Origin of the sequence: Caulobacter henricii (assembly GCF_001414055.1) — a bacterium.
Classification (GTDB): domain Bacteria; phylum Pseudomonadota; class Alphaproteobacteria; order Caulobacterales; family Caulobacteraceae; genus Caulobacter; species Caulobacter henricii.
The window spans coordinates 3,159,691-3,180,886 of the sequence record NZ_CP013002.1 but is presented as its reverse complement, the minus strand read 5'-3'; the positions used below and the strand labels follow the sequence as shown (position 1 = coordinate 3,180,886).

Genomic DNA, 21,196 nt, shown 5'->3' with positions numbered 1-21,196 from the left:
TCTGACCAATCGAAAGCCCTGCGCATTTGTTGGCGCGGGGCTTTTGTTTGAATGGATCCGGGGTGTGCTGAGCACCGGTTCTGGGCGTTAGCCGATTTACGTTTTCATCGTCCTAGTCTAAGCGCGGTCATCGAAGGTTTGTGATCGAACCTGAAGCTGCGGATGTTCTGGAGAGAGCCCTTGCGAAACGTGATTCCTGCAGTCGCCCTGATCCTGCTGGCCTCCACAACGCTTTCAGCTTGCGACAAGTCGGATAAGCAGGCGGCCGCCAGTCATGCGGCCAAGGTTGAACGCGCCGGCCCGATTGCCTGGAATGCCAGCGCCGCTGCCTTTGAGATGAACGGCGCGCCCCTTCGGACCGTCAAGCTGTGGACCTTCCGCGATTCCACCGACGGTTTCGCCGCTGTCACCAGCAAGATTGCGCCTTCGGCAGATGGCCTTTCCATCACCATTGCCGATCCGACCCTTCGGTCTCCCAAGGGCCTCGGGATCGATGGTGCCAAGTATCAGCTCGTCCTGGTGCGGTTGACCCGCACAGCCCCAGGACAGGCCTGGAACGGCGCGCTCTATTACTCGACAACGGACCATGCCGAGAGCGGCCAGTATTTCGGCAAGCCGGTGATCGGTGGCAATCCCGCAGTCAATGAGACCACCACCATGGTCTACAACATGGGCCAACTGGTTCTGGGCGGTGATGACTGGCGCACCTCGACCATCAACCAGATCCGCCTGGACATTGAAGACAAGACCGGCGGCGCTTTCGTTCTCCACCAGGTTGCTATCGTGCAGAGCCCGGACGCCACGGCCTTCAGGCGGCCCGAGGCCGCGCCCAAGCCTGCGGTCGCCCCGGCGCCCTAGCCTGCGCCCCGGGCAGGAGACTCCCGGGTCTCTACGTCCCTGGCCTTCACAACATCGCCGCAGGCCGAACAGACCTGCACCGGGTGGAAGTCGCAGCCGCAGGTCTTGTGCCGACGTAGCAGGGGCGGACCCTCTGCGCCGGCATAGTAGGCATCGCCAAAATGGGCGACGGCCATGATCACCGGATGCAGGTCCATCCCCTTGGCGGTCAGCCGGTATTCGTGGCGGGGCGGATTGGTCTGATAGGCCTCGCGGCGCAGCACGCCTTCGTCGACCAGCATCCGCAGGCGATCGGTGACGATGCTGCGCGAAATACCCAGGCGCGCCTGGAAAACCTCGAACCGCCGCACGCCCAGGAAACAGTCGCGCAGGATCATCAGGGTCCACCGATCGCCGATCACGGCCAGGGATCGCGAGACCGAGCAGGGCTGGGCGGCGAGATCATCCCACTTCATGGCATTGCAGTCCTGTTGCGTGCGTCGGCATTCTGCATTTGACTCAGTACAGATTCAATACGAACCTGATCCGAGATGAATTCAGGGAGATGGCGATGGCGAGGACCCAGAAGGGCGCGTGCCTTGTGGTGGGTGTCGGTGACGGTGTCGGCAGTGCCATCGCTCGGGCCTTCGCCGCCGAGGGCTACGAGGTCTGCATGACCCGCCGCCCGCGCCATCTCGATCAGCTGGAGGCCCTCGCCGAGCAGATTCGCGCCGATGGTTGCCGGGCTCGTGCCTATGGCGTCGACGCCCGTCAGGAGGCCGAGATGGTCGCCCTGTTCGACAAGATCGAAGCCGAGGTCGGCCCGCTCGAGGTGGTGGTCTTCAACATCGGGGCCAATGTCCGTTTCGGCATCGTCGAGACCACGGCCCAGGTATTCTCCAAGGTCTGGGAGATGGCCTGTTTCGCCGGCTTCCTGACCGGGCGCGAGGCAGCCCGGGTCATGGTCCCGCGCGGTCGCGGCACGATCCTGTTCACCGGGGCCAGCGCCAGCCTGCGCGGCAAGGACGGCTTTTCTGCCTTCGCCTCGGCCAAGGCCGGCCTGCGGGCCCTGGCCCAGAGCCTGGCGCGCGAGATGGGCCCGCAGGGCGTGCATGTGGCCCATGTGGTGGTCGACGGGGCCATCGACGGGGTGTTCACGCGCCAGATGCGCGACGATGTGCAGGGCCTGCTGGACCGCGACGAGATTCTCAAGCCGGACGAGATCGCGGCCAACTATGTCTGGCTGCACAACCAGCCGCGCTCGGCCTGGACCCACGAGATCGACCTGCGCCCCCATTCTGAAACCTGGTGAGGAGCTGCTGACATGAGCAAGACCATCGACTTCATTTTCGACTTCGGCAGCCCCAACGCCTATCTGGCCTGGAAGGTCCTGCCCGACATTGCGGCGCGGCACGGGGCCGAGATCCGGCTGATCCCCTGCCTGCTGGGCGGTATCTTCAAGCTGACAGGCAACCAGGCTCCGATGGTCGCCTTCGGCGGGGTCAAGGGCAAGATGGCCTATGAGATGCTGGAGACCCGCCGTTTCATCGCGACCCATGGCCTGACCGCCTTCCAGTTCAATCCGCACTTCCCGGTCAATACCCTGCTGCTGATGCGGGGCATGGTCGCTGCCCAGCGGCTGGGCGTCGGCGAGGCCTATCTCGGGGCCATGCTGCAGGGCATGTGGGAGCAGGGTCTGAAGCTCGACGATCCAGAAGTCTTCACCGCCGCGCTTGATCGTGCAGGGCTTGATGGCGCAGCCCTGCTGGCGGCGACCGGAGAGCCCGAGGTCAAGGCCGAACTGGCCGCCAATACCGATGCCGCCGTAGCCCGGGGCGTGTTCGGGATCCCAAGCTTCTTCGTCGGCGACGAGATGTTCTTCGGCAAGGAACGACTGGGCCAGGTCGAGGCCGAACTGGGCTGAGAGCCGGGTCGGCCTGCTCAGGCTGTTCCGGTTGAGACAGAAACCCCGGGTGGGCCCTCGACCATCCTGCCGATGATGCGCGCGGCGGCGAAGCCGGCGCCCTGGGCCATGGCCAGGACGCTTTGAGCATCATCGGGCGCGACGGCGATCAGCAGGCCGCCGCTGGTCTGGGGATCAGCCAGGAGGTCTCTGCGCCATTCCGGAGTCCCGTCTGGCAGGGTGACGTCGCCACCATAGCTGGCCCAGTTTCGAACGGCCGCGCCGGTCCTGACCCCGTCTCGGGCGAGCGCCTCGACGCCGGGGAGCAGGACCGGGGCATCGGCATCGAGTTCGGCGGCCAGGCCGGCCCCGCGACACAGCTCCAGCAGGTGGCCCAGCAGGCCGAACCCGGTCACATCCGTCAGCGCATGGACGCCCGCCACGTCCCCCAGGTCGGCCCCTACCTTGTTCAGTTGGGTGGTTGTGGCGATCAGGGCGGCATAGCCCTCCTCCGACAGGCGTTGCTGCTTGAAGGCCGCGCTCAGGACGCCCACTCCGAGCGCCTTGGTCAGAATCAGCAGGTCGCCCGGCTGCGCGCCCCGGTTCGACAGGACGCGATCGGGGTGGACGATGCCGAGCGCAACCAGGCCATAGATCGGCTCGACGCTGTCGATGGAATGGCCGCCGGCGATCGGCACGCCCGCCGCGGCGCAAACGGCAGCGCCGCCGGCCAGGATCGCCCCGATGGTCTCCGTCGACAGCGTCGCGACCGGCATGCCGACAATGGCCAGCGCGAAGATGGGTCTGGCTCCCATGGCATAGATATCGGACAGGGCGTTGGTGGCGGCGATGCGGCCGAAATCATGCGGATCATCGACCACGGGCATGAAGAAGTCCGTGGTTGCGACTAGGGCCTGCTGGTCGTTGAGGCGCCAGACGGCGGCGTCATCCGAGGTTTCGGTCCCGACCAGCAGATTCGGAAAGACGCCGGCGGCCGGTGACTGCTGCAGGATCTCGCGCAGGACGGCCGGCGAAAGCTTGCAGCCGCACCCGCCCCCATGGGCCAGTGAGGTCAGGCGAACGGGCTGCCCGGCGGGATGTGTCATCGGTGGCTCCTGAACTTTCGCCACACGGGTTGGGCGCGTCCTGTCGCCTGGATCTTACGATTCTCCGGCGGGTCGCGCATAGTCGCCCGCTGAAAAGCCTTGGTGGCGAGACGTTGAAGCTTGTCGCAAGACCCCGAACGGACAATAGGCCTGCCATGAAGCCCGTTCAGGTTGCCACCTCGGCCGATCCGCTCTCGCTCGCGGCCTTTGACCAGATCATCGATGTCCGAAGTCCCGGCGAGTTTGCGCTCGATCACCTGCCCGGGGCCGTCAATCTGCCGGTGCTGGATGATCAACAGCGCGCCGAGGTGGGGACGATCTATGTCCAGGACTCGCGTCTTCGCGCCAACCGGATCGGCGCGGCCCATGTGGCGCGGAACATTGCCGGTCATCTGGAGTCCAGTCTCGCCGACCGGCCGGAGGGCTTCAGGCCCCTGATCTACTGCTGGCGCGGCGGGCAGAGATCCCAGTCCATGGCGACGATCCTGTCCCGCATCGGCTGGACCACGACGGTGCTCGACGGCGGCTACAGGACCTATCGTCGCTGGGTGCAGGCCAGGCTCTATGAAGGACGCTGCGATCTGGACCTTGTCCTGCTTGACGGGGACACCGGCACGGGCAAGACGGCCATCCTGCAGGGCCTGGCAAGCCGCGGCGTTCAGACCCTCGATCTGGAAGCCCTGGCCCACCATCGGGGTTCATTGTTCGGTGCCCTGGCCGGTCAGGACCAGCCGGACCAGAAGCTGTTTGAAAGCCGGCTGGTCGCGGCCCTGGACGCGTTTGACCCGACCCTGCCGATTGTCGTCGAAGCGGAGTCGAGCAAGATCGGCAACCGGGTTCTGCCGCCCGTGCTCTGGACCGCCATGACCGGGGCACCGCGCCTCGAGGTCACGGTGCCCCGACCGGAGCGGGCTCGCTATCTTGTCGAGACCTATGGCGACATCACCTCGCAGCGCGAGGCCTTATTGGCCATCCTGGAACGCTTGCCGATCCACCAGAGCCTGAGGCGACTGAGCGCCTGGCAGGACATGGTCGAGCAGGGCCAGTTTGTGGACCTGGCCGACGCCCTGATGGCCGCCCACTATGACCGAGCCTATGCGCGCGAGCGGCGAAAATCCGGACAGGCGACCCTAGCGACCATCGCGCTCGATCGCCTGGACTGCGGTTCCATCGATCACGCCGTCGCACAGATCTCGGCGATCCTGTCCGATCGTACGAGGCCATAGCCGCAGTCTTGCCGAGGGCGCAGTCGCCCCCTGCGCTGGACTCCTCCGGCTCCGCCTGCTAAACGCCGCGCCTCGCTCCTGGACGCCGTCCCGGGGCGTGCTTGCCGTTACCGGCAGGTTCAAATCCGTGGAAGGGACGCCAAGCCCGCACCACGGCCAACCACTGAAGGTCGTTAGCTCGACTTTCTTGAGAGGATACAATGGCTAAAAAGATCCTGGGCTATATCAAGCTCCAGGTGAAGGCCGGCTCTGCCACGCCTTCGCCCCCCATCGGCCCCGCACTGGGCCAGCGCGGCGTCAACATCATGGGCTTCTGTAAGGAGTTCAACGCGCGCACCGAGAACGTCGAAAAGGGCACCCCCCTGCCGACCGTGATCACCGTGTACCAAGACAAGTCGTTCACCTTCGTCACCAAGACGCCCCCGGCGACCCACTATCTGAAGCAGATCACCGGCCTGAAGTCCGGCGCCAAGCTGACCGGTCGCGAGACCGTCGGTGAAGTGACCCGCACCCAGCTGCGCGAGATCGCCGAAAAGAAGATGAAGGACCTGAACGCCAACGACATCGAGGCTGCGGCCAAGATCATCGAAGGCTCCGCCAAGGCCATGGGCCTGAAGATCGTGGAGGCCTAAGATCATGGCTAAGCAAGCAAAGCGCATCCAGGCGTGGACCGGCGATCGTGACGCCACCCACACCGCCGCCGCCGCCATCGCCCTGGTGAAGGCCAATGCCAAGGCCAAGTTCGACGAATCCGTCGAAATCTCGGTCAATCTCGGCGTTGACCCGCGCCACGCCGACCAGCAGGTCCGTGGCGTCGTCAATCTGCCGTCGGGCACCGGCCGTGACGTTCGCGTCGCCGTCTTCGCCAAGGACGCCAAGGCCGCTGAAGCGACCGCGGCGGGCGCCGAGCACGTCGGTGCTGAAGACCTCTACGAAAAGATCGCCGGCGGCTTCATGGACTTCGATCGCGTCATCGCGACCCCGGACATGATGGCTCTCGTCGGTCGTCTCGGTAAGGTGCTCGGCCCGCGCGGCCTGATGCCGAACCCGAAGGTCGGCACCGTGACCCCGAACGTCGGTCAGGCCGTGAAGGACGCCAAGGGCGGCGCCATCGAGTTCCGCGTTGAAAAGGCCGGTATCATTCACGCCGGTATCGGCAAGGTGTCGTTCTCGGACGAAGCCCTGCTGATCAACGTCAAGGCGCTGATCGAAGCTCTGAACCGTTCCAAGCCGACGGGCGCGAAGGGCATCTATATCCGCCGCATCGCGATGTCCTCGACCATGGGCCCGGGCTTCAAGGTCGACACCTCGTCGGTCGCCTAAGCCTCTTGAGCTTTTGACTATCGGAACGGGCGCTGGAGCGATCCAGCGCCCGTTTTGCGTTTGGGGCGGCCTTTGGCGAGGGACTGTCGGATGATATGGCTTTCGCCTGCATTGCTCGTCGAGGTGATCATCCATGGTGCTGCATGTCGCTAATCCAGAGGTATGCGCCTTGGTGAGACACTTCGCCCAGGAGCGTGGCTCTACCTTGAGCCAGGCCGTGAAAATCGCGGTCAAGGAAGCGCTGGCGCTTAAAGCCGCCGAGCGGTTGTCGGCTGACGCGGCAGAGTGGCCGGGTGAAAAGCCCGCGTGACGGCTGATCCATTTTTAGATGTCGCCGTTATCGGCGGCGGGCCGGCCGGGCTGATGGCGGCGGAGACGCTGAGTGCCGCCGGACGGTCGGTGACCGTGTTCGAGAAGATGCCGACCTTCGGGCGCAAGTTCCTGATGGCCGGGCGTGGGGGGCTGAACCTCACCCATTCCGAAGACTTCGCGCGGTTCGCCCAGCGCTATGGCGCGGCCAGTGCGACCCTGCGGCCGATGCTGGAGGCCTTCACCCCGGCCGATCTGGTCGCCTGGGCGCAGGGGCTGGGGCAGGAGACCTTCATCGGCTCCAGCGGCCGGGTCTTTCCCACGGCGCTGAAGGCCTCGCCCCTGTTGCGGGCCTGGCTGGCCCGTCTGGAAGGGCAGAGCGTTGCACTGCGCCTCCGGGCTGAGTGGCAGGGCTGGGCCGATGACGGTGCCCTGGCGATCCAGACACCCGAGGGGCTCCAGGCCGTGCGGCCGCGCGCCACGATCCTGGCCCTGGGCGGTGCCAGCTGGGCCCGACTGGGCTCGGACGGAGCGTGGGCCCCGCTTCTCGCAGCGCGTGGCGCGGCAGTGACCCCGTTCGCCGCCGCCAACAGCGGCTTCGACGTGACCTGGAGCGCTGTGTTCCGCGAGCGCTTCGCCGGCGAGCCGCTGAAAAACATCGCCGTGCGGCTGGGCGAGGTCACGGCGCGGGGCGACGCCATGGTCGCCGCCTATGGTCTGGAGGGCGGAGCGATCTATGCCCTCGGCGCGGCCCCGCGCGAGGCCATCGGACGCGAGGGAGCGGCGATCCTCGAGATCGACCTGCGACCGGACATGCCGGTCGAGACCCTGACCGCGCGCCTCAACCGGCCCCGCGGCGGCCAGTCTGTGGCCAACTTCCTGCGCAAGGCCGCCAACCTGTCGCCGGTCGAGGTCAACCTGCTGCGCGAGGCCCATGGCCTGGACCTGCCGGTCGAACCGGCCGCTCTGGCGGCCGCGATCAAGGCCGCGCCGATCCGTCTAACCGGGGTGCAGCCGCTGGACCGGGCGATCTCCTCGGCCGGCGGCCTGACGCTGGATTCGCTTGACGGGCTAGCGTTGAAGGCCGCTCCGGATATCTTCGTCGCCGGCGAGATGCTGGACTGGGAAGCGCCGACCGGCGGCTATCTGCTACAGGCCTGTTTCGCCACCGGCGTGGCGGCGGCCCGCCAGGTCCTGGCGAAACTGCAGCAGGAGGAACGACATGGCGGATGAGAAGGTGAAGGGCCCGGCGTCCTATTTCCCGTCGATCGAAAAGACCTATGGCCGGCCGATCGCCGACTGGCAGGCCCTGGTCCGCGTGGCCTATCCGGCCAAACACATGGAGCTGGTGGCCCTGCTCAAGACCGAACACGGCATGGGCCATGGCCACGCCAATGCGGTGGTGGCCTTTACACTGGCGCAGGACGGTCTGAAGTAGGGCGCTCGCCCCGGTATCGGCCGGAACTCCGTTCCTGTTGTCATGCAACGAACCGAGGACCGTCAAGGTTTAGGGTGTCGGCGGGCTTCCCGCCACAACGAGGAAATGGTCCATGACACGAGTTCTCGAGGGCAAGGTCGCCGTCATCACGGGCGCGGCCGGGGCGATCGGCATGGCGACCTCCAGGCTGATGGCCGAGCGCGGTGCGACCATCGTCGCTGTCGATATCCCCGGAACCGACTGGTCCAAACTGAAGGCCGCCCTGCCCAAGGATACCAGGCTGGTCACGGCCGAGGCCGACGTCACCGACGAGCCTTCGGTCAAGGCCTATGTCGAAAAGGCCAAAGCCGAGTGCGGGCGGATCGACATCTTCTTCAACAATGCCGGCATCGAAGGTCCAGTTCAGCCGATAGAATCCTATCCGCTGGAGGCGTTCATGCAGGTGCTGGGCGTCAATGTGGCCGGGGTTTTCCTGGGCCTGAAACATGTCCTGCCGGTGATGTACGCCCAAGGCGCGGGCAGCATTATCAACACCTCCAGCGTCGCCGGACTGACCGGCGCGACGGGCATGGCCGGCTACTGCACTTCGAAACATGCCGTCGTAGGGATCACGCGCGTTGCGGCGATCGAGGCTGCGGCCAAGGGCGTGCGGGTCAACTGCGTCAATCCCGGGCCGATCGAGAGCCGGATGATGCAGTCGATCAACACCGGCCAGTCGGGCGACCCCAAGCTTTCCCATGACCTGATCAGCAACGCCGTGCCGGCCAAGCGCTATGGCACGCCCGAGGAGGTCGCGGGCCTGGTGGCCTTCCTGGCCTCCGACGACGCGACCTACTGCAACGGCGGCTTCTACACCGTCGATGGCGCGCTGACCGCCGCCTGACCGACACCGCCCGACGCGGCCTTTGGCCTGCGTTGGGCGGTTCCTGTCGCCCCCGGTTGATCTTGCCGCCCAAACCGTCTATACGCCGCGCCTTCTCCATCGGGTTCACCCGGAGGAGACCTGTTTGTGAACAGCGGGGCGTGGGGTCACCAACGCCGTAAATGAGGAAGAGCCCTTCCTCGCCGTCGGGAGACAGGGATGGACAAGACCACGCTATTTCCTCCTGAAAACGGATGGGACGCGCGGCTGACTTTCCTTGGAACAGGCTGATGCAACTCGCGTGCGGGAGCGATCCCTCATGTTTGTGGCATTTGGCTGCCGGAATGGTCCGGCCGCTGTAATTGAGTAGGAGACCGCAATGGACCGCGCTCAAAAGCAGGAGTCGATCGAGGCGCTGAAAAGCGTGTTCGCCGACGCCGGCGCTGTCGTCGTGACCCACTACATGGGCATGACCGTTGCGGAAATGACTGAACTGCGTAGCCGCCTCCGCAAGGAAGAGGCCACGTTCCAGGTGGTGAAGAACACCCTGGTCCAGAAGGCCCTCGGTGGCTCGATCGGTGAAGCGGGCGACGCCCTGTTCACCGGCCCGGTCGCCATCGCCTATGGCAAGGATCCTGTTTCCGCCGCCAAGATCGTCGCCCAGTACGCCAAGGAAAACGACAAGCTCAAGCTCGTCGGTGGCATCCTGGGTCAGACGACGGTTCTGGACGAAGCTGCGGTGCGGGCGCTCGCCACGCTGCCGTCGCTGGATCAGATCCGTGGCAAGCTTATCGGCCTCATCCAGGCTCCGGCGACCAAGATCGCTGGCGTCCTGCAGGCCCCGGCTGGCCAACTTGCTCGCGTCTTCAACGCCTATGCGACCAAAGACGCCGCCTAACGGTCATCTCCGCGTACATCCCTCATTCGTTTTAGGAAATTGAACATGTCCAAGCTCGAAAAGCTGGTTGAAGAACTGTCCACCCTGTCGGTGCTCGAAGCCGCTGACCTGTCGAAGATGCTGGAAGAAAAGTGGGGCGTTTCGGCCGCTGCTCCGGTCGCCGTCGCCGCTGCCGGCCCGGCCGCTCCGGTTGAAGCTGCTGAAGAGCAAACCGAATTCACCGTCGTCCTGACGGACGGTGGCGACAAGAAGATCAACGTGATCAAGGAAGTCCGCGGCGTCCGTCCGGACCTCGGCCTGAAGGAAGCCAAGGACCTGGTCGAAGGCGCTCCGCAGAACGTCGTCGAAAACGTCTCCAAGGCCCAGGCCGACGAAGTCGCCAAGAAGCTGACCGAAGCCGGCGCCAAGGTCACCGTGAAGTAAGAATTCCACTCGCTTCGGCGAATGGAGTTTCCCAACTTCGGTTGGGGATCACGACCTGAAGAGCGGCCCCGGAGGGAAACCTCCGGGGCCGTTTTCTTTGGTGCTCGGATGAACCTACGGCCATCCTTCCCGTTATGGCAGCGGTGATGGTGGACGCATGGATCCCTGGGACGGGTGGCTTGCGCCGTCACGACACCTGTTCCTTCCCGCAAACGCGAGCTTCCCATGCACATTCTGCTGGTTCTGACCTCGCACGATCGTCTTGGTGACACGGGTCACAAGACTGGGTTCTGGCTGGAGGAATTCGCCGCGCCCTACTATGCGCTGAAAGACGCCGGGGCGACCCTGGTCCTGGCCTCGCCCGCCGGCGGTCAGCCGCCGCTGGATCCCAAGAGCGATGACGCCGACGCCCAAACCGACGACACGCGCCGCTTCAAGGCCGATCCGGAGGCCCAGAAGGCCCTGGCTCACACCGTGACCCTGGCCGGGGTGAAGGCGGACGACTTCGACGCGGTGTTCTATCCGGGTGGCCATGGCCCGCTATGGGACCTGGCTTCCGACCCGCACTCGATCGCCCTGCTCGAGGCCTTCACGGCCGCAGGCAAGCCCGTGGCCGCAGTCTGCCATGCCCCCGGCGTCCTGCGCGATGTCCGGCGGCCGGACGGCGAGCCCCTCGTCTCGGGCAAGGCGGTGACCGGCTTCACCAATTCCGAGGAAGAGGCCGTCGGCCTGACCAAGGTCGTGCCATTCCTGGTCGAGGACATGCTGCAGGCCAGGGGCGGGATCTATGCCAAGGGGCCGGACTGGGGCCCGTTCGTCCAGACCGACGGCCATCTCGTCACCGGCCAGAACCCGGCCTCGTCGCGGCCGGCGGCCGAAGCGCTCCTGGTGCTGCTCAAGGCCTAGGCTGCAGCGCGGCGGGTCCGATTGGGTCTAGGATCCTGGGCCAAGGGAGCCGAGCCATGATTCTGTCTGACCTGACCCGCCGTGCCGCCCTGACGGGATCGGCAGCGGCCCTGGTGGCTCCGGCCCTGACCAGCCCGGCGAAGGCCGCAGTGCGAACCGCCGGCCATATCGAGATGCTCGAACCCGGCGCGGTCAGTCAGTTGCGTGGCCTGTCGATCGTCCGGCACGGCTACTGGGCCAGCGGGTCGAACGGGGTGCTCTATCACGGTGGTCGGGGCCGCAGCCTGACGGTCGTGCGTCCCGGCGGGGCCGAGGGGCTGGATTTCCGGGGACTGCACGCCTTTGACCGCGATCACGTGCTGGCGATGAGTGCCGGTCCTGGAACGGCTTCGCAGCTCTGGCGGACCCGGGACGGTGGGCGGATCTGGGCGGCGGAAATGACCAATTCCGATCCCGCCGGTTTCTGGGATGCCCTGGTCTTCACCCCGGACGGCCGCACCGGCTACATCCTTGGCGATCCGACCGACGAAGGCTTTACCCTGCTGATCACCCGCGACGGCGGGGTCAACTGGGCTCGCGCGCCACGGGGGCTGATCCCGGCCCCTGCCGCCGGCGAGGCGGCTTTTGCGGCCAGCAACGGCTGTCTGGCAATCGGACCCAAGGGGCAGCTGGCCTTCTGTACCGGCGGGGCCGGTTGGGGGCGGGTCTTTCTGTCGCGCGACGGCCATCTGCGGCGGTTCCAGGTCTTTGAGACGCCGATCCCCGCCAAGGGGCCGACCCAGGGGGCCTTCGCCCTGACCTTCGGGCCGCGTGGCGAACTCTGGGTCTGCGGTGGGGACTACAAGGTCCCGTCGGCCAGGGGCGTCAATCTGGCGTGGCTGCCCCCCGGCGGAGACCAGTTCCAGGCCGTCGATGCGCCGCCCGGCTTTCTGTCCTCGATCGCGACGACCGGGGCAACGGTGCTGGCCACGGGCCTTTCGGGAACCCTGGCCAGCCGGAACGGAGGCCAATTCGAGCGCCTCACGGCCCAACCTTATAATGTCGTGCGCCTTGTGGACCGGAAGACGGGTGTGCTGGGCGGTCCGGGCGGAACGGTCGGGCTTTGGCACGGATGAGTCGGCCGGCCCTGGCCGGGCTCGACCGGGCGTAGACAGAATCTCAACAATCCCTCTTCCCATCGCTCCGGGCTTGGCCTATATCCGCGCGTTCACGAAGACATTCGGTGGAACGCGCACGCGCGTGTCCGCAATTTACGCCCCGAGGCGCGGTCAGCCGCCCTCCGACCCGCGCGAAGGGGCGCCCGACAGGTCTACCGGTCCCGGTCGCCTGTCAGGGGAATTCCAGCGTCCGGCGCTCCCGTTTCAGGCGGGTGCGGCGAGGGTGGACGCAGGACAAACGAACGCTCGCGCGGAGTCTCTTCGCACGGGCCCTTCGAAACATTTGGCGCGGCGATCCGCGCCCAAGGGAAAAACATGGCGCAATCGTTCACCGGCAAGAAGCGGATCCGGAAGTCTTTCGGCCGCATCCCCGAAGCTGTGCAGATGCCGAACCTGATCGAGGTTCAGCGCTCCTCCTATGAACAGTTCCTTCAGCGCGAGGTCCGTCCGGGCCAGCGCCGCGACGAGGGCATTGAAGCGGTCTTCAAGTCCGTCTTCCCGATCAAGGATTTCAACGAGCGCGCGGTGCTCGAATACGTCTCGTACGAATTCGAAGAGCCCAAGTACGACGTTGAAGAGTGCATCCAGCGCGACATGACCTTCGCGGCGCCGCTGAAGGTCAAGCTGCGTCTGATCGTGTTCGAAACCGAAGAAGAAACCGGCGCCCGGTCCGTCAAGGACATCAAGGAGCAGGACGTCTACATGGGCGATATCCCGCTCATGACCGACAAGGGTACCTTCATCGTCAACGGCACCGAGCGGGTCATCGTCTCGCAGATGCACCGTTCGCCTGGCGTGTTCTTCGACCACGACAAGGGCAAGACCCATGCCTCGGGCAAGCTGCTGTTCGCCGCCCGCGTCATTCCCTATCGTGGCTCGTGGCTGGACTTCGAGTTCGACGCCAAGGACGTGGTCTATGTCCGCATCGACCGTCGCCGCAAGCTGCCCGCCACCACCTTCCTCTATGCCCTGGGCATGGACGGAGAAGAGATCCTGACGACGTTCTACGACGTCGTCCCGTTCGAGAAGCGCGAAGGCGGCTGGGCCACCCCCTACAAGCCCGAGCGCTGGCGCGGCGTGAAGCCGGAGTTCGCCCTCGTTGACGGCGACACCGGTGAGGAAGTCGCTCCGGCCGGCACCAAGATCACCGCCCGTCAGGCCAAGAAGCTGGCCGACAACGGTCTGAAGATCCTGCTGCTGGCTCCTGAAGCCCTGACCGGCCGTTATCTGGCCCGCGACGCCGTCAACTTCGAGAACGGCGAAATCTACGCCGAAGCCGGCGACGAGCTGGACGTCACCTCGATCCAGGCCCTGGCCGATCAAGGCTTCAGCACCATCGACGTGCTGGACATCGACCACGTCACGGTCGGCGCCTACATGCGCAACACCCTGCGCGTGGACAAGAACGCCGTCCGTGAGGACGCCCTGTTCGACATCTATCGCGTCATGCGTCCGGGCGAGCCGCCGACCGTCGAAGCTGCTGAAGCGATGTTCAAGTCGCTGTTCTTCGACGCCGAGCGCTACGACCTGTCGGCCGTCGGCCGTGTGAAGATGAACATGCGCCTGGAGCTGGACGCTTCGGACGAGATGCGCGTGCTCCGCAAGGAAGACGTGCTGGCCGTCCTGAAGCTGCTGGTCGGCCTGCGCGATGGTCGCGGCGAAATCGACGACATCGACAACCTCGGCAACCGCCGGGTCCGTTCGGTCGGCGAACTGCTGGAAAACCAGTACCGCGTCGGCCTGCTGCGCATGGAACGCGCCATCAAGGAACGCATGTCGTCCGTCGACATCGACACCGTGATGCCGCACGACCTGATCAACGCCAAGCCGGCCGCCGCCTCGGTCCGCGAATTCTTCGGCTCCTCGCAGCTGTCGCAGTTCATGGACCAGACCAACCCGCTGTCGGAAATCACCCACAAGCGTCGTCTCTCGGCGCTCGGCCCGGGCGGTCTGACCCGTGAGCGCGCCGGCTTCGAAGTCCGCGACGTTCACCCGACCCACTACGGCCGCATCTGCCCGATTGAAACGCCGGAAGGCCCGAACATCGGTCTGATCAACTCGCTGGCCACCCATGCCCGCGTCAACAAGTACGGCTTCATCGAGAGCCCTTACCGTCGCGTCGCCGACGGCAAGCCGCTCGACGAGGTCGTCTACATGTCGGCCATGGAAGAGTCGAAGCACGTCATCGCCCAGTCCAACATCAAGGTGTTGAACGGCGAGATCGTCGACGACCTGGTGCCCGGCCGGATCAACGGCGAACCCACCCTGCTCCAGAAGGAACAGGTGGACCTGATGGACGTGTCGCCGCGTCAGGTGGTTTCGGTGGCCGCGGCCCTGATCCCCTTCCTCGAAAACGATGACGCCAACCGCGCCCTCATGGGCTCGAACATGCAACGTCAGGCCGTGCCGCTGGTGCAGTCCGACGCGCCGCTGGTCGGTACGGGCATGGAAGCCGTGGTCGCCCGCGACTCCGGCGCCGTGGTCGTGGCCAAGCGCACCGGCGTGGTCGAGCAGATCGACGGTACCCGTATCGTCGTCCGCGCCACCGAAGAGACCGACGCCGCCCGTTCGGGCGTCGACATCTACCGTCTGTCCAAGTTCCAGCGTTCCAACCAGTCGACCTGCATCAATCAGCGCCCGCTGGTGAAGGTGGGCGACAAGATCAGCGCCGGCGACATCATCGCTGACGGTCCCTCGACCGAGCTCGGCGAGCTGGCCCTGGGCCGCAACGCGCTCGTCGCGTTCATGCCCTGGAACGGCTACAACTTCGAAGACTCGATCCTGATCTCCGAACGCATCGTCCGCGACGACGTCTTCACCTCGATCCACATCGAGGAATTCGAAGTCATGGCCCGCGACACCAAGCTCGGTCCGGAAGAAATCACCCGCGACATCCCGAACGTCGGCGAGGAAGCCCTGCGCAACCTCGACGAAGCCGGCATTGTGGCGATCGGAGCCGAAGTCCAGCCGGGCGACATCCTGGTCGGCAAGGTCACTCCGAAGGGCGAAAGCCCGATGACGCCGGAAGAAAAGCTCCTGCGCGCCATCTTCGGCGAAAAGGCCTCTGACGTCCGCGACACCAGCCTGCGCCTGCCCCCGGGCGTCGCCGGCACGATCGTCGATGTCCGCGTGTTCAACCGTCACGGCGTCGACAAGGACGAACGCGCCCTGGCCATCGAGCGCTCGGAAATCGACCGCCTGGGCAAGGACCGCGACGACGAATTCGCGATCCTGAACCGCAACATCTCGGGCCGTCTGCGCGAGCTGCTGATCGGCAATGTGGCCCTGTCGGGTCCCAAGGGCCTGTCGCGCGGCGAGATCACCGCCGACAAGCTGGCTGAAATCCAGCCGGGCCTGTGGTGGCAGATCGCTCTCGAAGACGAGAAGGCGATGGGCGAACTGGAAAGCCTGCGCCGTCTGTTCGACGAGAACCGCAAGCGTCTGGACCGCCGCTTCGAGGACAAGGTCGACAAGCTGCAGCGCGGCGACGAACTGCCCCCGGGCGTGATGAAGATGGTCAAGGTCTTCGTGGCCGTGAAGCGCAAGCTTCAGCCCGGCGACAAGATGGCCGGCCGTCACGGCAACAAGGGCGTCATCTCGCGCATCCTGCCGATCGAGGACATGCCGTTCCTCGCCGACGGGACGCACGTCGACGTGGTTCTGAACCCGCTGGGCGTGCCCTCGCGCATGAACGTCGGCCAGATCTTCGAAACCCACCTGGGCTGGGCCTGCGCCGGTCTCGGCAAGCAGATCACGGCCCTGCTGGAAGACTGGCAGGCCGGCGGTCAGAAGCAGGCGCTCGTTGAGCGTCTGACCGAGATCTATGGCCCGGACGAAGAACTGCCCGACACCGAAGAGGGTCTGGTGGAACTGGCCCGCAACCTCGGCAAGGGCGTTCCGATCGCGACCCCCGTGTTCGACGGTGCGCGGATCGGCGACATCGAGGATCACCTGCGCATGGCGGGCCTCGATCCGTCGGGCCAATCGATCCTGTACGACGGCCAGACCGGCGAGCAGTTCAAGCGTCCGGTCACGGTCGGCTACATCTACATGCTGAAGCTGCACCACCTGGTCGACGACAAGATCCACGCCCGCTCGATCGGTCCGTACTCGCTCGTCACGCAACAGCCGCTGGGTGGTAAGGCCCAGTTCGGCGGACAGCGCTTCGGGGAAATGGAAGTCTGGGCTCTGGAAGCCTACGGCGCGGCCTACACCCTGCAGGAAATGCTGACGGTGAAGTCCGACGACGTGGCCGGCCGCACCAAGGTCTACGAGTCGATCGTCCGTGGCGACGACACGTTCGAAGCCGGTATCCCCGAAAGCTTCAACGTGCTGGTCAAGGAAATGCGCTCGCTCGGCCTGAACGTCGAGCTGGAGAACAGCTGATCCATCGCACCCTCTCCGGTCGGAAGACCGGGGAGGGGCCTTTGATCGCCGCTCTCCGTCTCAAGAATTTTCGCGGGTAGTCCCGCAGAAGGAACCAAGATGAACCAGGAAGTCCTGAACATCTTCAATCCGGTCCAGGCCGCTCCGACCTTCGACCAGATCCGTATTTCGCTGGCTTCGCCTGAAAAGATCCGCTCGTGGTCGTTCGGCGAGATCAAGAAGCCGGAAACCATCAACTACCGTACGTTCAAGCCCGAGCGTGACGGCCTGTTCTGCGCCCGTATCTTTGGCCCGACCAAGGACTACGAATGCCTGTGCGGCAAGTACAAGCGCATGAAGTACAAGGGCATCATCTGCGAAAAGTGCGGTGTTGAAGTCACCCTGGCCCGCGTCCGTCGCGAGCGCATGGGCCACATCGAACTGGCCTCGCCGGTCGCGCACATCTGGTTCCTGAAGTCGCTGCCCTCGCGCATCGCCATGATGCTCGACATGCCGCTGAAGGACATCGAGCGCGTCCTGTACTTCGAATACTACATCATCACCGAGCCGGGCCTGACCCCGCTGAAGCAGCACCAGCTGCTCAGCGAGGACGACTATATGCGCGCCCAGGAAGAATACGGCGATGACAGCTTCACCGCCGAGATCGGTGCCGAGGCCGTGCAGAACCTGCTGAAGGCGATCGACCTCGACAAGGAAGCCGACCGCCTGCGTGAAGAGCTGGCCGGCACCGTGTCGGACATGAAGCAGAAGAAGTTCAGCAAGCGCCTGAAGATCCTCGAAGCCTTCTCGGAATCGGGCAACCGCCCCGAGTGGATGGTGCTGACGGTCGTGCCGGTGATCCCGCCGGAACTGCGCCCGCTGGTGCCGCTGGACGGCGGCCGCTTCGCCACCTCCGACCTGAATGACCTCTATCGCCGGGTCATCAACCGCAACAACCGCCTGAAGCGCCTGATCGAGCTGCGCGCCCCTGACATCATCATCCGCAACGAAAAGCGGATGCTGCAGGAGTCGGTCGACGCCCTGTTCGACAACGGCCGTCGCGGTCGCGTCATCACCGGCGCCAACAAGCGTCCGCTGAAGTCGCTGGCCGACATGCTGAAGGGCAAGCAGGGTCGCTTCCGTCAGAACCTGCTCGGCAAGCGCGTCGACTATTCGGGCCGCTCGGTCATCGTGGTCGGTCCCGACCTGAAGCTGCACGAATGCGGCCTGCCCAAGAAGATGGCACTCGAGCTGTTCAAGCCGTTCATCTATGCGCGTCTGGACGCCAAGGGCCTGTCAGGCACCGTCAAGCAGTCCAAGCGCATGGTCGAGCGCGAACAGCCCCAGGTGTGGGACATCCTCGAAGAGGTGATCCGCGAGCACCCGGTCCTGCTGAACCGCGCGCCGACGCTTCACCGTCTGGGCATCCAGGCGTTCGAGCCCAAGCTGATCGAGGGCAAGGCCATCCAGCTGCACCCGCTGGTCTGCGCCGCCTTCAACGCCGACTTCGACGGCGACCAGATGGCCGTTCACGTCCCGCTGAGCCTTGAGGCCCAGCTGGAAGCCCGCGTCCTGATGATGTCGACCAACAACATCCTGTCGCCCGCCAACGGTCGCCCGATCATCGTGCCGTCGCAGGACATCGTCCTGGGTCTGTACTATCTGTCGGTCGCCCGCGACGGCGAGCCGGGTGAAGGCAAGATCTTCAGCGACATCGCCGAAATCGAAGCCGCCATGGACGCCGGCGTCGTCAGCCTGCACGCCAAGATCAAGTCGCGCTTCACGGAAGTGGACGCCGATGGCGTGGCACGTCGCCGCGTGATCGACACCACGCCTGGCCGGATGAAGATCGCCGCCCTGCTGCCGCGTCACCCGCAGGTGGGTCACCGCCTGATCGAAAAGGCGCTGACCAAGAAGGAAATCGGCAATCTGATCGACATCGTCTACCGCCACTGCGGTCAGAAGGCGACGGTCATCTTTGCCGACCAGATCATGGGTCTGGGCTTCAAGGAAGCGGCCAAGGCCGGCATTTCCTTCGGCAAGGACGACATCATCATCCCGCAGCGGAAAGAGGCCATCGTCGCCGAAACCCGCTCGCTGGCTGAAGAATATGAGCAGCAGTACGCCGACGGCCTGATCACCAAGGGTGAGAAGTACAACAAGGTCGTTGACGCCTGGGCCAAGGCCACCGATCGCGTCGCTGACGAGATGATGGCCGAGCTTCAGATGAAGCATAAGGACGAGAACGGCCGCGAGAAGGAAATCAACGCCATCTACATGATGGCCCACTCCGGTGCTCGTGGTTCGCAGGCCCAGATGAAGCAGCTGGGCGGCATGCGCGGTCTGATGGCCAAGCCCTCGGGCGAGATCATCGAGACCCCGATCGTCTCGAACTTCAAGGAAGGCCTGACCGTTCAGGAGTACTTCAACTCCACCCACGGTGCCCGTAAGGGTCTGGCCGACACCGCGCTGAAGACCGCCAACTCGGGTTACCTGACCCGTCGTCTGGTCGACGTCGCGCAGGACTGCATCATCGTCGAGGAAGACTGCGGCACCACGCGGGGCATCACCCTGCGCGCCGTCGTCGAGGGCGGCGACGTTCTGGTCTCGCTGGGCGCCCGCGTCCTGGGCCGTTTCTCGGCCGAGGACATCAAGGACCCGGCGACCGGCGAGCTGGTCGTTCCGGCCGATACCTATCTCGACGAAAACATGGCCGACGCCATCGAGGCGGCTGCCGTGCAGTCGGTGAAAGTGCGTTCGGTCCTGACCTGCGAAGCCAAGATCGGCGTCTGCGGTGCCTGCTACGGCCGCGACCTGGCCCGTGGTACCCCGGTCAACATCGGTGAAGCGGTCGGCGTCATCGCCGCCCAGTCCATCGGTGAGCCCGGCACCCAGCTGACGATGCGAACCTTCCACATCGGCGGCACCGCCCAGGTGGCCGAGCAGTCGTTCTTCGAAAGCAGCAACGACGGTACGGTCCGCGTGACCGGTGCCACCGTGACCGGCGCCGACGGCTTCCTGGTCGTGATGAGCCGCAACACGGCCGTCAGCGTCCTGGTCGACGGCAAGGAACGCGAAAACTACAAGCCGCCTTACGGCGCGCGCCTGAAGATCAAGGACGGCGAGAAGGTCAAGCGCGGACAGCGCCTGGCCGATTGGGACCCCTACACCACCCCAATCATCACCGAAGTCGCCGGCCGCATTCGCGCCGAAGACCTGGTGGACGGCTTCTCCGTCCGCGAGGAAACCGACGAAGCCACCGGTATCGCGCAACGCGTGATCGCCGACTGGCGCACCTCGGCCCGCGCTTCGGACCTGCGTCCGGCCATGGGCGTGCTGGGCGAAGACGGCTCCTATGTCCGTCTGGCTAACGGCGGCGAGGCTCGCTACCTGATGTCGGTCGGGGCCATTCTGTCGGTGGCCGATGGCGACATGGTCAAGCCGGGCGAGGTCATCGCACGGATCCCGACCGAAGGTGCCAAGACCCGCGACATCACCGGCGGTCTGCCACGCGTCGCCGAACTCTTCGAAGCCCGCCGTCCGAAGGACTGCGCGGTCATCGCGGAAATGGACGGTCGCGTCGAATTCGGCAAGGATTACAAGAATAAGCGCCGTATCAAGATCACCCCGGAAGTCGATGCAGACGGCAACCAAGGCGAGCCGGTCGAGTTCCTGATCCCCAAGGGCAAGCACATCGCAGTGCACGATGGCGACTTCATCGCGCGCGGCGAGTACATCATCGACGGCAACCTGGATCCGCACGACATCCTGCGCATCCTCGGCGTCGAGGCCCTGGCCAACTTCCTCGTGGACGAAATCCAGGAGGTCTATCGACTGCAGGGCGTGCCGATCAACGACAAGCACATCGAGACGATCGTTCGTCAGATGCTGCAGAAGGTCGAGATCCTGGAGCCGGGCGATACGGGCCTGATCAAGGGCGATCAGCTCGACAAGCCCGAGTTCTACATCGAGCAGGACCGCGCCGTCGCGCGGGGTGGTCGTCCGGCCACCACCCAGCCGGTGCTGCTCGGTATCACCAAGGCCTCGCTGCAAACCAAGAGCTTCATCTCGGCCGCGTCGTTCCAGGAAACGACCCGCGTCCTGACCGAAGCCTCGGTGCACGGCAAGACCGACACCCTGGAAGGCCTGAAGGAAAACGTCATCGTGGGTCGCCTGATCCCCGCCGGTACGGGTTCCTATCTGCGCAGCCTGCAGCGCGTCGCCGCCAAGCGCGACGAGCAACTGGCCCAGCAGCGTGAAGATGCGATGGAGCCTCTTCCCGAGGCCATCGCCCTCGCCGACGCCGAATAGGCGGTTTGCGATGTCCAGTCTGGCGGGTGCAAGCCATGCGCCCGCCAATCGGATGACTCAAGAAAGCCCGGGAGCGATCCCGGGCTTTCCGCGTTTCGCCCATGGGTTTAGATCTGGAGATCATCGCCTCGG

General features: G+C 65.3%; 18 protein-coding genes. 16 read left to right on the top strand and 2 right to left on the bottom strand.

Annotated features, from left to right (window positions below):
- Nucleotides 1-180: 180 nt before the first annotated feature.
- The gene (locus AQ619_RS14870) at nucleotides 181-858 is read left to right on the top strand and encodes a hypothetical protein (protein WP_062149317.1); all 678 of its coding nucleotides are present in this window, start codon (nucleotides 181-183) and stop codon (nucleotides 856-858) included.
- Here AQ619_RS14870 and AQ619_RS14865 read toward each other — a convergent pair.
- Nucleotides 855-1,313 carry a winged helix-turn-helix transcriptional regulator gene (locus AQ619_RS14865; protein WP_062149314.1) on the bottom strand — a complete coding sequence of 153 codons (459 nt, stop codon included), beginning with the start codon at nucleotides 1,311-1,313 and terminating at the stop codon, nucleotides 855-857. The genes AQ619_RS14870 and AQ619_RS14865 overlap by 4 nt on opposite strands.
- A gap of 95 nt (nucleotides 1,314-1,408) precedes the next feature.
- On the opposite strand from AQ619_RS14865, the gene AQ619_RS14860 reads away from it, so the two are divergent.
- A complete protein-coding gene (locus tag AQ619_RS14860; protein ID WP_062149311.1) occupies nucleotides 1,409-2,149 on the top strand; it encodes an SDR family NAD(P)-dependent oxidoreductase in 741 nt (246 codons plus the stop codon).
- Between the two features lie 12 nt (nucleotides 2,150-2,161).
- Nucleotides 2,162-2,761, top strand: coding sequence for a 2-hydroxychromene-2-carboxylate isomerase (locus AQ619_RS14855; protein WP_062149308.1), 600 nt, complete (start codon nucleotides 2,162-2,164; stop codon nucleotides 2,759-2,761).
- A 17-nt stretch (nucleotides 2,762-2,778) separates the two neighbouring features.
- Here AQ619_RS14855 and selD read toward each other — a convergent pair whose 3' ends face one another.
- Entirely contained in the window at nucleotides 2,779-3,846 is a 1,068-nt protein-coding gene (selD, locus tag AQ619_RS14850) for a selenide, water dikinase SelD (protein ID WP_062149305.1), read from the bottom strand.
- A 155-nt stretch (nucleotides 3,847-4,001) separates the two neighbouring features.
- On the opposite strand from selD, the gene mnmH reads away from it, so the two are divergent.
- The 13 genes from mnmH (at nucleotide 4,002) to rpoC (ending at nucleotide 21,064) form a co-directional block, all read left to right on the top strand.
- Nucleotides 4,002-5,072 carry a tRNA 2-selenouridine(34) synthase MnmH gene (gene mnmH, locus AQ619_RS14845; RefSeq protein ID WP_062149302.1) on the top strand — a complete coding sequence of 357 codons (1,071 nt, stop codon included), beginning with the start codon at nucleotides 4,002-4,004 and terminating at the stop codon, nucleotides 5,070-5,072.
- A 200-nt stretch (nucleotides 5,073-5,272) separates the two neighbouring features.
- Nucleotides 5,273-5,704: a 50S ribosomal protein L11 gene (gene rplK / locus AQ619_RS14840; protein WP_062149299.1), complete on the top strand. Its 432-nt coding sequence runs from the start codon at nucleotides 5,273-5,275 to the stop codon at nucleotides 5,702-5,704.
- Between the two features lie 4 nt (nucleotides 5,705-5,708).
- Nucleotides 5,709-6,395: a 50S ribosomal protein L1 gene (gene rplA / locus AQ619_RS14835; protein ID WP_062149296.1), complete on the top strand. Its 687-nt coding sequence runs from the start codon at nucleotides 5,709-5,711 to the stop codon at nucleotides 6,393-6,395.
- Between the two features lie 133 nt (nucleotides 6,396-6,528).
- On the top strand, nucleotides 6,529-6,705 hold the full coding sequence (locus AQ619_RS14830) for a type II toxin-antitoxin system VapB family antitoxin (protein ID WP_062149293.1): 177 nt from the start codon (nucleotides 6,529-6,531) through the stop codon (nucleotides 6,703-6,705).
- A complete protein-coding gene (locus tag AQ619_RS14825) occupies nucleotides 6,702-7,937 on the top strand; it encodes a TIGR03862 family flavoprotein (RefSeq protein WP_062149291.1) in 1,236 nt (411 codons plus the stop codon). Before AQ619_RS14830 ends, AQ619_RS14825 begins: the two co-directional genes overlap by 4 nt.
- Nucleotides 7,927-8,142 (top strand): DUF4287 domain-containing protein, encoded by a 216-nt coding sequence (locus AQ619_RS14820; protein ID WP_062149288.1) that lies wholly within the window; start codon nucleotides 7,927-7,929, stop codon nucleotides 8,140-8,142. The genes AQ619_RS14825 and AQ619_RS14820 overlap by 11 nt, the downstream gene beginning before the upstream one ends.
- A 112-nt stretch (nucleotides 8,143-8,254) precedes the next feature.
- Entirely contained in the window at nucleotides 8,255-9,025 is a 771-nt protein-coding gene (locus tag AQ619_RS14815; RefSeq protein ID WP_062149285.1) for an SDR family NAD(P)-dependent oxidoreductase, read from the top strand.
- A 358-nt stretch (nucleotides 9,026-9,383) separates the two neighbouring features.
- Nucleotides 9,384-9,902, top strand: a complete 519-nt coding sequence (gene rplJ / locus AQ619_RS14810; RefSeq protein ID WP_062149282.1) for a 50S ribosomal protein L10 — start codon at nucleotides 9,384-9,386, stop codon at nucleotides 9,900-9,902.
- 45 nt (nucleotides 9,903-9,947) lie between these two features.
- A complete protein-coding gene (gene rplL / locus AQ619_RS14805) occupies nucleotides 9,948-10,325 on the top strand; it encodes a 50S ribosomal protein L7/L12 (RefSeq protein WP_062149279.1) in 378 nt (125 codons plus the stop codon).
- Between the two features lie 225 nt (nucleotides 10,326-10,550).
- The gene (locus AQ619_RS14800) at nucleotides 10,551-11,231 is read left to right on the top strand and encodes a type 1 glutamine amidotransferase domain-containing protein (RefSeq protein ID WP_062149276.1); all 681 of its coding nucleotides are present in this window, start codon (nucleotides 10,551-10,553) and stop codon (nucleotides 11,229-11,231) included.
- Nucleotides 11,232-11,287: 56 nt separating this feature from the next.
- Nucleotides 11,288-12,346, top strand: a complete 1,059-nt coding sequence (locus AQ619_RS14795; RefSeq protein ID WP_062149273.1) for a WD40/YVTN/BNR-like repeat-containing protein — start codon at nucleotides 11,288-11,290, stop codon at nucleotides 12,344-12,346.
- Nucleotides 12,347-12,703: 357 nt separating this feature from the next.
- The gene (gene rpoB, locus AQ619_RS14790; RefSeq protein ID WP_062149270.1) at nucleotides 12,704-16,774 is read left to right on the top strand and encodes a DNA-directed RNA polymerase subunit beta; all 4,071 of its coding nucleotides are present in this window, start codon (nucleotides 12,704-12,706) and stop codon (nucleotides 16,772-16,774) included.
- Between the two features lie 99 nt (nucleotides 16,775-16,873).
- The gene (gene rpoC, locus AQ619_RS14785) at nucleotides 16,874-21,064 is read left to right on the top strand and encodes a DNA-directed RNA polymerase subunit beta' (protein WP_062149268.1); all 4,191 of its coding nucleotides are present in this window, start codon (nucleotides 16,874-16,876) and stop codon (nucleotides 21,062-21,064) included.
- Nucleotides 21,065-21,196 lie beyond the last annotated feature (132 nt).

Bases quoted from the DNA above. Each gene is read 5' to 3' on its own strand.
- rplA (WP_062149296.1), top strand. From the start codon at position 5,709: ATGGCTAAGCAAGCAAAGCGCATCCAGGCGTGGACCGGCGATCGTGAC.
- AQ619_RS14800 (WP_062149276.1), top strand. From the start codon at position 10,551: ATGCACATTCTGCTGGTTCTGACCTCGCACGATCGTCTTGGTGACACG.
- mnmH (WP_062149302.1), top strand. From the start codon at position 4,002: ATGAAGCCCGTTCAGGTTGCCACCTCGGCCGATCCGCTCTCGCTCGCG.
- rpoC (WP_062149268.1), top strand. From the start codon at position 16,874: ATGAACCAGGAAGTCCTGAACATCTTCAATCCGGTCCAGGCCGCTCCG.
- AQ619_RS14855 (WP_062149308.1), top strand. From the start codon at position 2,162: ATGAGCAAGACCATCGACTTCATTTTCGACTTCGGCAGCCCCAACGCC.
- AQ619_RS14865 (WP_062149314.1), bottom strand. From the start codon at position 1,313: ATGAAGTGGGATGATCTCGCCGCCCAGCCCTGCTCGGTCTCGCGATCC.
- rpoB (WP_062149270.1), top strand. From the start codon at position 12,704: ATGGCGCAATCGTTCACCGGCAAGAAGCGGATCCGGAAGTCTTTCGGC.
- selD (WP_062149305.1), bottom strand. From the start codon at position 3,846: ATGACACATCCCGCCGGGCAGCCCGTTCGCCTGACCTCACTGGCCCAT.
- rplL (WP_062149279.1), top strand. From the start codon at position 9,948: ATGTCCAAGCTCGAAAAGCTGGTTGAAGAACTGTCCACCCTGTCGGTG.
- rplJ (WP_062149282.1), top strand. From the start codon at position 9,384: ATGGACCGCGCTCAAAAGCAGGAGTCGATCGAGGCGCTGAAAAGCGTG.
- AQ619_RS14820 (WP_062149288.1), top strand. From the start codon at position 7,927: ATGGCGGATGAGAAGGTGAAGGGCCCGGCGTCCTATTTCCCGTCGATC.
- AQ619_RS14860 (WP_062149311.1), top strand. From the start codon at position 1,409: ATGGCGAGGACCCAGAAGGGCGCGTGCCTTGTGGTGGGTGTCGGTGAC.
- AQ619_RS14795 (WP_062149273.1), top strand. From the start codon at position 11,288: ATGATTCTGTCTGACCTGACCCGCCGTGCCGCCCTGACGGGATCGGCA.
- rplK (WP_062149299.1), top strand. From the start codon at position 5,273: ATGGCTAAAAAGATCCTGGGCTATATCAAGCTCCAGGTGAAGGCCGGC.
- AQ619_RS14815 (WP_062149285.1), top strand. From the start codon at position 8,255: ATGACACGAGTTCTCGAGGGCAAGGTCGCCGTCATCACGGGCGCGGCC.
- AQ619_RS14830 (WP_062149293.1), top strand. From the start codon at position 6,529: ATGGTGCTGCATGTCGCTAATCCAGAGGTATGCGCCTTGGTGAGACAC.